The sequence below is a fragment of the Pseudomonas sp. NFR16 genome, from assembly GCF_900108875.1.
Lineage (GTDB): Bacteria > Pseudomonadota > Gammaproteobacteria > Pseudomonadales > Pseudomonadaceae > Aquipseudomonas.
In genome coordinates this window covers 336,222-348,596 of record NZ_FNYJ01000003.1, presented here as the reverse complement: position 1 = coordinate 348,596, position 12,375 = coordinate 336,222, and the positions used below count along the sequence as shown (strand labels likewise).

Below are 12,375 nucleotides of genomic sequence, written 5' to 3'. Positions count from 1 at the left end.
CGCAGGCGTTCCTACAGAAACGCCTTGAGATGCGTATGCGCAGCATCATCCGGATCAATTGGCAGCTGGAATTTCGCGCCCAGGTAGTGGGCGCTGAACACGTCCAGATAGGCATCAAGAACCGCTGCGGCCTGCTGGTCTTCCGCCAGCTCCAGGCATAAAGCGGCCACTTCCGCCGTGCAGAAATGGTCGTCACGCTTGGATCGACGCAGCCGATAGCGCGACATTTGCTCAGGTTGAAGACTCAACACGGGCAAGTGATTCAGATACGGACTTTTGCGAAACATCTTGCGCGCTTCCGGCCAGGTCGCGTCCAGCAGAATGAACAGCGGGCGCTTGCCATCCGCAACCCGCACTTCGGTCACGACCCGCTCAGGTGCCACGAATTCGCCCGGAAAGACAATATAAGGCTGCCACTGCGGATCATTCAGCAGCGCCGGCAGCTTTTCATCCACGTCAATTCGCGACCAGCCGAACGCCTCGGTGTCCTTGACCACGTCGGCGATCAACCAGCCGGTATTGGTCGGTTTGAGCGGTTCGGTGTCATACATCAGCAAGCACACGGCCGACCGTGCCGGTACCGTCGGCTTCCAGGCGCACAGGCAATAACTTTCGATAACCCGGCAGTCGCTGCAACGGGGGGCGCGGGAGCCTCGGGCGATGAACGGCCGCGTGCTTCGGGCCAGCCTTTCGGCGCGCAGACGGGAAACGGCGTGGCTCATGAATGTAACCGCGCTGGCAAAATCACAGGCGGGCAGAAAGGCAGCGACACATTGGATATCCGGCAGGTAGAAAGTCGGCGCAGTCTATCAGAAGCGCCGTGTTCTCTGGTGCCCGCGCAGCCGACTCCCCTATACTGGCGGGCCCTGAAAGCACTCATGCCGCCAGTGAACGCCTTCGGATGTGACCGGTCCAACGGCCAGCCTTTGCACTACCCGTCCATGCACCAGGAGAATCCAATGCTGCGCTTCATCGCTCCCACTCTCACGCTTTTGCTCGTCGCTCCGCTGTGCGCCAATGCGGCGTCCAAACAGGATTACGAACTGAGCCAGATGCTTGAAAAAGTCGCGAAAGAAAGCAGTGCCGGCACTCCCCGCGCGATCAACGAAGACATCCTCGACGAGGGCTATACGGTCGAAGGCAAGATGCTCATCAACCACCTGAGCGTGCAATCCGGCCAGGCTGCTCAAATGCGCGAGAACCCGGATCTGGTCGGTCGCCAGCTAGGCACCAGCGTCTGCCGCAACGCCGGCTACCGCCAACTGATGGCCAAGGGCGCGACCCTGCGTTATGAGTTCAAGGAATACAAGACCGGCCGCGCGATCACCACTCAGCAAATCACCGCCGCCGACTGCGCTGCCAAGCCACCTGTGAAGAAGTGATGCCATCTGTTCAATGACAGGATGCGCGCCGCTGTTGTTCTTCGGCGCGCAACTCCGCCAGCACCGCCTGCAGATAAAAAGAGCGTCTCCCGCCCTGCTCCAGCCGCTTCACACACTCTTGCTCGAGGGTGCGATGGTTACCGCGCGCCGCCTCGATCAACAAGCGATACAGGTTTTGATCGACTTCTAGCCTGATCTCCATTTCACACCCCTCCATGGCTCGTCCACACCCTCCGCTTGATGTGGGCAAACTCGATGACTGTCCGCAGACGCCACGCGATACCAGTGGTGTCGACGCTATCCAGGTTGCAATGCCACTTGCCTGCCATGATTTCAGTAAATCAGAGGGCACAACGCACACCGGGCAGTCCGACGAATGGGATCCTGATGCGACCATTGCCAGCCCGGATGTTTCGGGCACATCATCAATCCTATCGGGTTTGCTTACCGTTACGTCTGATCACACTTGGCAAATCAACAGGGGTTGCCGGTGATTCGTTTAACTCGCACCGTGCTCTACCATCCAAGGACATCGCCAGAATCAGCGCGCCGCCCGCCGTCGCCAGGTGTTGCAGGCCATTTCTATGCGCGAGGTGCAGCGACGCACGAAGCGTCCTGCTCCTGATGTAACAGTCAGGACCGATGATTTTGCAAAAGGAGAACGTTTGAATGCCTTATGTACCCAATGACGCCCTATCTCTGCATTTTCAGGGCAATGGAATCGACCTCACCCGCAAGGTCGAAGAACAGCTCGCCCAGATCGCTCCAAACAGTCCCAACCTGGCGCTCTATCGCGACATGATGCTCACGGTCCTGCGCATGGCTCGGGACGACCGTAACCGCTGGAATGCGAAAATCACGTTACAGGCCCTGCGCGAACTGGAAAACGCCTTTCGCGTGCTCGATCAGTTCAAAGGTCGTCGAAAGGTTACGGTTTTCGGCTCGGCCCGGACTCCGATCGAACATCCGATGTACGCACTGGCCCGGGAGCTGGGCACGAAGCTGGCGGCGTCCGATCTGATGGTCATCACCGGCGCCGGCGGCGGAATCATGGCAGCGGCGCACGAAGGTGCGGGCCTGGATTACAGCCTGGGTTTCAACATCACGTTGCCGTTCGAACAGCATGCCAATGCGACTGTGGATGGCACCGGGAACCTGCTGCCCTTCCATTTCTTCTTTACCCGCAAGCTGTTTTTCGTCAAAGAAGCTGACGCACTGGTGCTCTGCCCGGGCGGGTTCGGCACGCTGGACGAAGCACTGGAAGTACTGACCCTGATTCAGACCGGCAAAAGCCCCCTTGTGCCAATCGTGCTGCTGGATGCGCCGGGCGGGACTTTCTGGGAAGGTGCCCTGACGTTCATCAGAAACGAACTGGAAGCCAATCGCTACATCCTGCCCACCGACATGAACCTGCTGAAACTGGTCTACACGGCGGACGAGGCCGTCGCCGAAATCAATCAGTTCTACAGCAACTTCCACTCGAGCCGCTGGTTGAAGAACTCATTCGTCATTCGCATGCATCACCCGCTGAGCGAACAAGCGTTGGCACACATGCAGCAGGCGTTCGCCGACCTATGCCTGAGCGACGACTTTCATCAGCATGGGTATCAGCAGGATTACGAAGAGGAGCAGTTCAGCCATTTGACGCGCCTGGCGTTCAAATTCAATGGCCGCAACCACGGTCGCCTGCGCCAACTGGTCGATTACATCAACCTGAGCGAGAACTGGGCGAAAACGGCTCCACCTCAGACGCGTGACCTGGAGTCCGCAAAAGTCCCCTGACCGTCAATCCGCATGGTGAAGGCGGAGGGCTGATCAGTCGTCGTCCCCGCCTCTGCCGCTTAACAGCTTGCCGATCAATTCCGGGGGAAACCCTCGGTAGCTCAGAAATCGCATTTGTTGACCCCGCTCACGCATATCGGCGGGCAACCGCCCGGCGTACTTGCGGCGCCAGCATTCTTCCAGCTTCTCGCGCCAGTCGACTCCACATTCGCGAAGCGCCTTTTCGATATCATTGCGCTGCAGACCGCGCTGGCCGAGTTCTTCGCGAATACGCAAAGGACCGTATCCGGAACGGGCACGGTAGGAAACAAAGCTTTCGAGGTAACGTGATTCGCTGAGCAAACCCTCTTCCGTCAGGCGGTCAAGAGCTGCTTCGATCAATTCAGGAGGGGCGCCGCGCTGACGCAACTTGCGCGTCAGCTCGACTCGACCATGCTCGCGACGTGCGAGCAGGTCCATTGCACTACGCCGTACTGCGACGGGCGTATCAAGCTCTACCGACATGACAGGAATCAGAGATCCGCGTCAGCTTCGATCTCAGCCACATCGTCCTCGGCTACGCGAGAAGACTGGGCTTTGACGTCAGGAGCGGCAGTCAGCAGTTTCTCGCGAATCTGCTTCTCGAGGGTGGCGCCGATTTCCGGGTTGTCCTGCAGGAACTTCGCGGAGTTGGCTTTACCCTGGCCGATCTTGCTGCCCTGATAGCTGTACCATGCGCCGGACTTCTCCAGCAGACCGTGCAATACACCCAGGTCAATGATTTCGCCGTTACGGTAGATACCTTTGCCGTAGAGGATCTGGAACTCGGCCTGACGGAACGGCGGAGCGACCTTGTTCTTCACGACTTTTACGCGGGTTTCGCTACCAACGACCTCGTCGCCTTCTTTCACCGCGCCGGTGCGGCGGATGTCCAGACGAACCGATGCGTAGAACTTCAGCGCGTTACCACCGGTGGTGGTTTCCGGGCTGCCGAACATCACGCCGATTTTCATACGGATCTGGTTGATGAAGATGACCAGGCAGTTGGCATTCTTGATGTTACCGGTGATCTTGCGCAGCGCCTGAGACATCAGACGGGCCTGCAGGCCGACGTGCATGTCGCCCATTTCACCTTCGATTTCTGCCTTCGGCACCAGCGCGGCGACGGAGTCGACGACGATCACGTCGATGGCGTTGGAGCGCACCAGCATGTCGGTGATTTCGAGTGCCTGCTCGCCAGTGTCCGGCTGCGATACCAGCAGGTCGTCGACGTTGACGCCCAGCTTGCCCGCATATTCAGGGTCGAGCGCGTGTTCGGCGTCGACGAATGCGCAGGTGGCACCCATTTTCTGGGCTTCTGCGATCACCGACAGGGTCATTGTGGTTTTACCCGAAGATTCCGGGCCATAGATTTCAACGATCCGGCCTTTTGGCAAACCGCCGATACCCAGTGCGATATCGAGGCCCAATGAGCCGGTGGAGATAGCAGGAATAGCCTGGCGGTCGTGGTCACCCATGCGCATTACGGCACCTTTGCCGAACTGACGCTCGATCTGACCCAAGGCCGCAGCCAAGGCTTTCTTCTTGTTGTCGTCCATTGAAGTCCTCTCGTAATCGGTTAAGCCTGACGGCCGATATAACTGTATAAGTAGCCAGTATTATTCCACAGGGTTGAGCGCGCGCCTACCCCCGATTTGGTATTTCTCCGCGAGCGAGCTGGATCAGCCCCTCTAGCGCGGCCTTCACCGTTTGTCGGCGCACGGCATCGCGATCACCGGCGAACTGAAAGCGTCGAGCGATCAGTTGCTCCCCGGCTCCCCAACAGATCCAGACCGTGCCAACCGGTTTCTCCGCGGAGCCGCCATCGGGACCTGCAACGCCGCTGACGGCCACCGAGAAATGCGAAGCGCTGTGCGTCTGCGCACCACGTGCCATGGCCTCGACCACTTCGCGACTGACGGCGCCGACGCGGGCGAACAGTTCTTGCGGGACGTCGAGCTGCCGGGTTTTCTGAGTGTTGGAATAGGTGACGTAACCGGCTTCGAACCAGGCCGAACTGCCGGGAATGCGAGTGATGGCCTCGGCAATCCCGCCGCCGGTGCAAGACTCGGCCGTGCTGACCTGAGCGCCGACGCTCAAGAGTTGCGAGCCAAGCGTTGCGGCCAACTGAGTGATCTCATCCACAAAGGGTTCTCCGTATCGGTCAAGGCGTCCACGCTACACGAGCATGGTTGATGTGCAAGGCAGGACGCGGCGTTGACGGGGCCGCGCCCTGTCGAGGCATTTATGCAGGTTCCCGTTTCTCGGGACAGGGTTTTTTCACGGTTTCAATGACGGTTTCACGCGGACGGCGCTTGGCCTCTTCCAGCGGAATGAACCGACCATTGGTTGAGTCTCTTCCACGCTTGCGTTGCATATAACGATCCTTGTCTGAAATCCCGCCTGATTCGAGCGGTGCCTCGACATCCTAGACAGTCATTGGCGTCGTGTGTGGGTCCGGAAATGCCCGGTGACCAATAACCCGGACCTGCGGCTGGGAGTCACGCGTGGTAACCTTGCGGCCATCGCAAAAGCAATCGGATCTGACGTCGACCACGTAGGTGGAATTCCACGCGTCACCCTTCATTTGCCTCAATCTCCCAACGAATTTGCCTAAATAACTGATGAATAAAGCAATTTCCGACCTCTCTTCGCACACGCCCATGATGCAGCAGTACTGGAAGCTGAAGAACCAGCATCCTGAGCAATTGATGTTTTATCGCATGGGCGACTTCTACGAGATCTTCTACGAAGACGCCAAGAAGGCGGCGAAGCTGCTCGACATCACCCTGACCGCCCGTGGCCAGTCGGCGGGGCAAAGCATTCCCATGTGCGGAATTCCCTATCACGCCGCTGAAGCGTATCTGGCCAAGCTGGTGAAGCTGGGCGAATCGGTGGTGATCTGCGAACAGATCGGCGATCCGGCGACCAGCAAAGGCCCGGTGGAGCGGCAGGTCGTGCGCATCATTACCCCAGGCACAGTCAGCGACGAGGCGCTGCTCGATGAGCGCCGGGACAACCTGATCGCAGCCGTGCTGGGTGATGAGCGTTTGTTCGGGCTGGCGGTGCTGGACATCACCAGCGGCAACTTCACGGTTCAGGAGATCAAAGGCTGGGAAAACCTGCTGGCCGAGCTTGAGCGCATCAACCCGGTCGAGCTGCTGATCCCCGATGACTGGCCGCAAGGATTGCCTGCGGAAAAACGCCGAGGCGCGCGCCGCCGTGCGCCGTGGGATTTCGAGCGCGATTCAGCGCACAAGAGTTTGTGTCAGCAGTTTTCCACCCAGGACCTGAAAGGTTTCGGCTGCGAGAACCTGACCCTGGCGATCGGCGCCGCCGGCTGCCTGCTGGGCTACGCGAAGGAAACCCAACGCACCGCGTTGCCACATCTGCGCAGCCTGCGTCACGAGCGCATGGACGACACGGTGATTCTGGATGGCGCGAGTCGCCGCAATCTGGAGCTGGACACCAACCTTGCCGGTGGGCGCGACAACACGCTGCAGTCAGTCATGGACCGCTGCCAGACGGCAATGGCGACGCGCTTGCTGACCCGCTGGCTGAATCGCCCGTTGCGCGACCTTGCCGTACTGCAAGCCCGGCAGGAGTCGATCGGGTGCTTCCTGGAACGCTATCGCTTTGAAAACCTGCAGCCACAGCTGAAGGAAATTGGTGATATCGAGCGCATCCTCGCCCGTATCGGCCTGCGCAACGCCAGACCTCGTGACCTTGCCCGCCTGCGCGACGCCCTGGGCGCGCTGCCTGAATTGCAGTTGGCACTGGCAGAGCTCGAAGCGCCTCACATTCAGCAACTGGCCAGAACCGCGAGCACTTACCCCGAGCTGGCTGACCTGCTGCAACGCGCGATCATCGACAACCCGCCTGCGGTCATTCGTGACGGCGGCGTGCTGAAAACCGGCTACGACGCCGAGCTCGATGAGCTCTTGTCCCTGAGCGAGAACGCCGGGCAATTCCTGATCGACCTGGAAACCCGCGAGAAAGCCCGCACCGGTCTTGCCAACCTCAAGGTCGGTTACAACCGCGTACACGGCTATTTCATTGAACTGCCAAGCAAACAGGCCGAACAGGCACCTGCCGATTACATCCGTCGGCAGACGCTCAAAGGCGCCGAGCGCTTCATCACGCCGGAACTCAAAGAGTTCGAGGACAAGGCGCTGTCCGCCAAGAGTCGCGCGCTGGCCCGGGAAAAAATGCTCTACGAAGCGCTGCTCGAGGACCTCATCGGCCATCTCGCGCCGCTGCAGGACACCGCCGCAGCCTTGGCCGAACTGGACGTCCTGAGCAATCTGGCCGAGCGCGCCCTGAATCTGGACCTGAACCGCCCACGCTTCACCGACGAGCCGTGCATGCGCATCGAGCAAGGTCGTCATCCGGTGGTTGAGCAAGTGCTGTCCTCACCGTTCGTGGCCAACGATCTGGATCTCAACGACAACACCCGGATGCTGGTCATTACTGGCCCCAACATGGGCGGTAAGTCGACCTATATGCGTCAGACCGCGTTGATCGTGCTGCTGGCGCACATCGGCAGCTTCGTACCGGCCGCGAGCTGCGAGCTGTCGTTGGTTGATCGCATCTTCACGCGCATCGGCTCGAGCGATGACCTGGCAGGGGGACGCTCGACCTTCATGGTGGAGATGAGCGAAACCGCGAACATCCTGCACAACGCTACCGACAAAAGCCTGGTGCTGATGGACGAAGTCGGCCGCGGTACCAGTACCTTCGACGGCCTTTCGCTGGCATGGGCTGCGGCAGAATGTCTCGCCCAGTTGCGCGCGTACACGTTGTTCGCGACGCACTATTTCGAGCTGACGGTGTTGCCTGAAAGTGAACCGTTGGTCGCCAACGTTCATCTCAACGCCACCGAGCATAACGAGCGCATTGTCTTTCTGCATCGCGTGCTGCCAGGACCGGCCAGTCAGAGCTACGGCCTGGCCGTGGCCCAGCTGGCGGGGGTTCCAGGCAAGGTCATCAGCCGCGCGAAGGAGCATCTGTTGCGCCTGGAGACCACCAGCCTTCCCCACGAGCAGCCCAGATCCAAGCCAGGCAAGCCGCCGGTACCGATGCAGAGCGACCTGTTCGCCAGCCTGCCGCACCCGGTGCTGGATGAGTTGTCGAACCTGAAAGTCGATGACCTGACACCGCGTCAGGCGCTGGAGTTGTTGTATTCGATGCAAACACGCATCTAACGGGATTGGTAACAAGCTGTTAGAATCCCGCGCGGTTTGGGACGCTGTGAGCTTTTAGCCTGGCTTCACAGCAATCCTGGCCGCGTTTGAACGCAGCGAACCAAGGTCGGACACCGCAGCGCAAGGTCGCCTTGCCTGCCGCGTTGCTCGGCACGCTGAGTTTTCACGGCCCGGGGACTCCCGAATCTGGCAAGCCTGATTGAACGGCCTTGCTTCCGCCGCCTGAGGAGAGAATTAGAAATGACCTTCGTCGTCACCGACAACTGCATCAAGTGCAAGTACACCGACTGCGTAGAAGTCTGTCCGGTGGACTGCTTTTACGAAGGCCCGAATTTCCTGGTGATTCACCCGGACGAGTGCATCGATTGCGCGCTCTGCGAGCCTGAATGCCCGGCCAACGCGATCTTCTCCGAAGACGAGGTTCCGGCGGGCATGGAGAACTTCATCGAGCTCAACGCCGAGCTGGCTGACATCTGGCCCAACATCACCGAGCGCAAGGATGCTCTGCCTGACGCTGAAGAGTGGGATGGCAAGACCGGCAAGATCGCAGATCTCGAACGCTGAGTGATGCCGCTTGCGCAATGGCCCTTCGGGGCCATTTGCATTTCTGCAGGGCGACATCGCACTTTTCTGCGGACGAAAAAAGGGGCGGTATGACCCGCCCACATTTTTTCCATAATCCCTTTAATCCGTTTTCATCATCCTGATGAATCGCATCCTGCGATGTCCTTGAGCAGTCTTCCTTGACCGCCTGTACCAATCCGTCGGTACAGTTCTGATATTAGTGATTTCTGAACTGTGGACAAGGGCGCCCACTTTTCAAAACAATTCATCCTGCGAATAAACCCGCTGATAAAACGCAGGCAAATCAGCCGGATAACTTTCAACCTTCACGCTTTAGCGATTCAACCCGTCGCAAAACAAGTCGATGACTGACAAGACGTGTGAGAGAAGTCTTACAACTTAAGTAAGCACAACCCACGACCAATAAAATATTAAAGTCGACATATGTGCAGGAAAATAAACTTGAGGTCAGTGCCCGGAAAACATCAAATTGAAACATTAAAAAGCCCCGACTCGTCGGGGCTCTGAATGATGCTAACTGGCTATTAGTTATAACAGAGCATCATGGGATCATTGAAACAATGACTCACTGGAAAGGCCGTTCTTCTCCAGAATTTCCCGCAGACGCTTGAGCCCTTCAACCTGAATCTGCCGGACACGTTCCCGGGTCAGACCGATCTCCAGTCCTACGTCTTCAAGGGTGCTGCTCTCATGGCCGCGCAGACCAAATCGCCGCACGACGACCTCGCGTTGCTTGTCGGTGAGCTCAGACAGCCATTGATCGATGCTCTGGGAGAGATCGTCGTCCTGCAGCAGCTCGCAGGGATCGGTGGGCCGATCATCAGTGAGGGTGTCCAGCAGGGTTTTGTCCGAGTCCGGCCCCAGCGAGACGTCGACGGAGGACACACGCTCATTCAATCCGAGCATGCGCTTGACCTCGCAGACCGGCTTTTCGAGCAGGTTGGCGATCTCTTCAGGGGAAGGTTCGTGATCGAGCTTTTGCGTCAGCTCGCGGGCCGCACGCAGGTAGACGTTGAGCTCCTTGACCACGTGAATCGGCAGGCGGATGGTCCGCGTCTGATTCATGATCGCGCGCTCGATGGTCTGACGGATCCACCAGGTGGCGTATGTGGAGAAGCGGAAGCCGCGTTCCGGATCGAATTTTTCGACCGCCCGAATCAGGCCGAGATTGCCCTCCTCGATCAGGTCCAGCAATGACAGGCCACGATTGACGTAGCGCCTGGCGATTTTCACCACCAGCCGCAGATTGCTTTCAATCATGCGTTTGCGTCCGGCCGGATCGCCACTTTGCGACAGACGCGCAAAGTGAACCTCTTCTGCCGGAGAGAGCAAAGGAGAAAAACCGATTTCGTTGAGATACAGCTGCGTGGCATCCAGTGCCCGCGTGTAGTCGATGTACTTGTGCTGCTTGAGCGCTGCGGAGTTTTTGGTCTTTGCACGAACAGAAGGTGTAGCTGGCTTCTCATCCGTTGCAGAATCCAGGACGATTCCGTGCTCCATAAGGAGGACCTCGTCGTCTATGTCAAACTCCGGCACTTCTTTGTTGAGAGCCATTGTTATAGTCCTTTGATGAGTTCGACCTCAAGCTCCAGTGGCGCCTTTTTCCGTGGCAGCACTTGAGCCTGTCCCCTCTACGGCAGGAACAGGCTGACAACCGATCAACGACGTGGCAAGAATTCCAGTGGATCTACAGGCTTACCCTGACGGCGAATCTCAAAATGCAGTTTCACCCGGTCAGTTCCGGTCGATCCCATCTCGGCGATTGTTTGCCCTGCCTTGACCTGCTGCCCCTCCCGAACCAACAGCCTACGGTTATGACCGTAAGCACTGACGTAGGTATCGCTGTGTTTGATGATTACTAATTCGCCGTAGCCCCTTAATCCACTTCCGGCGTATACCACTGAACCATCAGACGCGGCTAAAACAGGCTGTCCCAAATCACCAGCGATATCAATTCCTTTATTCAAACTACCGTTTGAAGAAAACTTGGCGATCAAAACGCCATTAGTTGGCCAGGCCCATCCGCTTGGAGAACGCGCCCCTGCAACCACCGGTGTATTAACCGGAGTTGTTGTTGAAGTTGAACCTGCCGGCGCTACAACGACCGGATTAGAGCCTACGGGCCGAGATATAACGGTTGTTTTCAGCGAACCTGAAGGCGACGAACTGGTGCTGCTGCTCGTGGAAGTCTGCGGCACGACGACCGGCGCTGCGGCGATAGCAGTCGAGCCCGACGTCGAGCGTCCGTCGAAGCGAATGGCCTGACCGACATGAATGGTATAGGGCTCGGGGATGTTGTTGCGGGCCGCCAGCGCTTTCCAGTCCCAGCCGTAACGGAATGCAATCGAAAACAGCGTGTCGCCACGCTTGACCACGTACTGGCCGGTTGTGACCGGCTGCCGAACGGGAGCGGCCGGCTTGCTGCTGTTGCGGTCCACAACGCGCACGCCGCCCGACGGTGCGCTGGAGCAGCCGACCAGAAGGACACTCAGGGCAATGCCAATCACCAGACGCTGAAAACTTGTTGAAGAACTACGCTGCCGAATGACTGTGAGACTCACCCGTCACTCCCTTTACTGGTGACTGAATAAAAGCTGCCTGATGTGTCTTGAAATGACAGGCAGCCATGGAAAAGCTGGTGTAAACCTTCGCTGCAACGCTGCGGCAGACACCCTTTGTCTTCATCGCAAAACGCCAGCCTGTAGACCGGCGGCGTCTGCTGGAATTCATTGCAGCTGCAAAATAGCGCCTACGCCAGCGGCCCGTTGAGCAGCGGCACGAATCGCACGGCGCCCAACACGTGCCGGGAGAAGCCATGCTCTTCGCGGATGATCAGCATCAGCTGTTGGACTTCGCCCGACCCCACCGGAATCACCAACCGGCCACCGGGCGCCAGTTGGTCCAGCAGCGCCTGGGGAACATCGGTCGCAACAGCAGTCACGATGATGCCGTTGTAAGGCGCCAGTGCCGGCCAGCCTTCCCAGCCATCGCCCCAGCGGAACACCATGTTGCGCAGGTTCAGCTCGACCAGCCGCTCCTTGGCGCGATCCTGAAGCACTTTGATGCGCTCCACGGAAAACACCCGCTCGACCAGTTGCGCCAGCACAGCGGTCTGATAGCCTGAACCGGTGCCGATCTCCAGCACCTTGTCCAGCGGACCGGCCGCCAGCAGCAGCTCGCTCATGCGCGCAACCATATAAGGCTGGGAGATGGTCTGGTTGTTGCCGATGGGCAGCGCGGTGTCTTCGTAGGCGCGATGCGCCAGCGCTTCATCGACGAACAGGTGCCGGGGCGTCTTGCGAATGACGTCCAGCACCTGAGTGTTGGAAATGCCTTCTTCGTACAACCGCTGAATCAGACGCTCACGGGTGCGCTGGGAAGTCATTCCCACGCCACGACGTAAC

The 12,375-nt window shown here is 58.7% G+C and carries 13 protein-coding genes; 4 read left to right on the top strand and 9 right to left on the bottom strand.

The genetic code is table 11. From position 1 onward, the window contains the following. Window positions 1–11 precede the first annotated feature (11 nt). Complete coding sequence (locus BMZ10_RS14555) at window positions 12–722, bottom strand: tRNA-uridine aminocarboxypropyltransferase (RefSeq protein ID WP_093463420.1); 711 nt, start codon at window positions 720–722, stop codon at window positions 12–14. A 237-nt stretch (window positions 723–959) separates the two neighbouring features. Between BMZ10_RS14555 and BMZ10_RS14550 the strand changes: the two genes are divergently transcribed. After that, window positions 960–1,382, top strand: coding sequence for a quorum-sensing-regulated virulence factor family protein (locus tag BMZ10_RS14550; protein WP_093463417.1), 423 nt, complete (start codon window positions 960–962; stop codon window positions 1,380–1,382). A gap of 10 nt (window positions 1,383–1,392) precedes the next feature. Here BMZ10_RS14550 and BMZ10_RS14545 read toward each other — a convergent pair whose 3' ends face one another. Next, window positions 1,393–1,584 (bottom strand): hypothetical protein, encoded by a 192-nt coding sequence (locus BMZ10_RS14545; RefSeq protein WP_093463414.1) that lies wholly within the window; start codon window positions 1,582–1,584, stop codon window positions 1,393–1,395. 467 nt (window positions 1,585–2,051) lie between these two features. Between BMZ10_RS14545 and BMZ10_RS14540 the strand changes: the two genes are divergently transcribed. Continuing rightward, window positions 2,052–3,164: an LOG family protein gene (locus tag BMZ10_RS14540; RefSeq protein WP_093463410.1), complete on the top strand. Its 1,113-nt coding sequence runs from the start codon at window positions 2,052–2,054 to the stop codon at window positions 3,162–3,164. Window positions 3,165–3,197: 33 nt separating this feature from the next. Here BMZ10_RS14540 and recX read toward each other — a convergent pair whose 3' ends face one another. The 4 genes from recX to BMZ10_RS28005 all read right to left on the bottom strand — a co-directional run bounded on the left by recX (window position 3,198) and on the right by BMZ10_RS28005 (window position 5,559). Next, the gene (gene recX, locus BMZ10_RS14535) at window positions 3,198–3,668 is read right to left on the bottom strand and encodes a recombination regulator RecX (RefSeq protein ID WP_093463407.1); all 471 of its coding nucleotides are present in this window, start codon (window positions 3,666–3,668) and stop codon (window positions 3,198–3,200) included. A gap of 8 nt (window positions 3,669–3,676) precedes the next feature. Then, window positions 3,677–4,741 (bottom strand): recombinase RecA, encoded by a 1,065-nt coding sequence (gene recA, locus BMZ10_RS14530; RefSeq protein WP_093463404.1) that lies wholly within the window; start codon window positions 4,739–4,741, stop codon window positions 3,677–3,679. Window positions 4,742–4,826: 85 nt separating this feature from the next. Then, window positions 4,827–5,327 carry a CinA family protein gene (locus BMZ10_RS14525; RefSeq protein ID WP_093463401.1) on the bottom strand — a complete coding sequence of 167 codons (501 nt, stop codon included), beginning with the start codon at window positions 5,325–5,327 and terminating at the stop codon, window positions 4,827–4,829. 100 nt (window positions 5,328–5,427) lie between these two features. Then, the gene (locus BMZ10_RS28005; protein WP_256214505.1) at window positions 5,428–5,559 is read right to left on the bottom strand and encodes a hypothetical protein; all 132 of its coding nucleotides are present in this window, start codon (window positions 5,557–5,559) and stop codon (window positions 5,428–5,430) included. 259 nt (window positions 5,560–5,818) lie between these two features. Here BMZ10_RS28005 and mutS point away from each other — a divergent pair, with 259 nt between their 5' ends. Together mutS and fdxA are read left to right on the top strand one after the other, a co-directional pair. Continuing rightward, on the top strand, window positions 5,819–8,386 hold the full coding sequence (gene mutS, locus BMZ10_RS14520; protein ID WP_177182140.1) for a DNA mismatch repair protein MutS: 2,568 nt from the start codon (window positions 5,819–5,821) through the stop codon (window positions 8,384–8,386). A 240-nt stretch (window positions 8,387–8,626) separates the two neighbouring features. Beyond that, window positions 8,627–8,950, top strand: a complete 324-nt coding sequence (gene fdxA / locus BMZ10_RS14515) for a ferredoxin FdxA (protein WP_093463395.1) — start codon at window positions 8,627–8,629, stop codon at window positions 8,948–8,950. Between the two features lie 570 nt (window positions 8,951–9,520). Here the strand turns inward: fdxA and rpoS are convergent. The 3 genes from rpoS to BMZ10_RS14500 form a co-directional block, all read right to left on the bottom strand. Then, window positions 9,521–10,525: an RNA polymerase sigma factor RpoS gene (rpoS, locus tag BMZ10_RS14510; RefSeq protein WP_093463392.1), complete on the bottom strand. Its 1,005-nt coding sequence runs from the start codon at window positions 10,523–10,525 to the stop codon at window positions 9,521–9,523. Between the two features lie 104 nt (window positions 10,526–10,629). Next, a complete protein-coding gene (locus BMZ10_RS14505; protein ID WP_093463389.1) occupies window positions 10,630–11,532 on the bottom strand; it encodes a peptidoglycan DD-metalloendopeptidase family protein in 903 nt (300 codons plus the stop codon). A 188-nt stretch (window positions 11,533–11,720) separates the two neighbouring features. Beyond that, the gene (locus tag BMZ10_RS14500; RefSeq protein WP_177182139.1) at window positions 11,721–12,356 is read right to left on the bottom strand and encodes a protein-L-isoaspartate(D-aspartate) O-methyltransferase; all 636 of its coding nucleotides are present in this window, start codon (window positions 12,354–12,356) and stop codon (window positions 11,721–11,723) included. Between the last annotated feature and the right edge of the window lie 19 nt (window positions 12,357–12,375).

Excerpts from the sequence above, each read along its gene's own strand:
- BMZ10_RS14555 (WP_093463420.1), bottom strand. The coding sequence starts at position 722 with ATGAGCCACGCCGTTTCCCGTCTGCGCGCCGAAAGGCTGGCCCGAAGC.
- BMZ10_RS14550 (WP_093463417.1), top strand. The coding sequence starts at position 960 with ATGCTGCGCTTCATCGCTCCCACTCTCACGCTTTTGCTCGTCGCTCCG.
- BMZ10_RS14545 (WP_093463414.1), bottom strand. The coding sequence starts at position 1,584 with ATGGAGATCAGGCTAGAAGTCGATCAAAACCTGTATCGCTTGTTGATC.
- BMZ10_RS14540 (WP_093463410.1), top strand. The coding sequence starts at position 2,052 with ATGCCTTATGTACCCAATGACGCCCTATCTCTGCATTTTCAGGGCAAT.
- recX (WP_093463407.1), bottom strand. The coding sequence starts at position 3,668 with ATGTCGGTAGAGCTTGATACGCCCGTCGCAGTACGGCGTAGTGCAATG.
- recA (WP_093463404.1), bottom strand. The coding sequence starts at position 4,741 with ATGGACGACAACAAGAAGAAAGCCTTGGCTGCGGCCTTGGGTCAGATC.
- BMZ10_RS28005 (WP_256214505.1), bottom strand. The coding sequence starts at position 5,559 with ATGCAACGCAAGCGTGGAAGAGACTCAACCAATGGTCGGTTCATTCCG.
- fdxA (WP_093463395.1), top strand. The coding sequence starts at position 8,627 with ATGACCTTCGTCGTCACCGACAACTGCATCAAGTGCAAGTACACCGAC.
- rpoS (WP_093463392.1), bottom strand. The coding sequence starts at position 10,525 with ATGGCTCTCAACAAAGAAGTGCCGGAGTTTGACATAGACGACGAGGTC.
- BMZ10_RS14500 (WP_177182139.1), bottom strand. The coding sequence starts at position 12,356 with ATGACTTCCCAGCGCACCCGTGAGCGTCTGATTCAGCGGTTGTACGAA.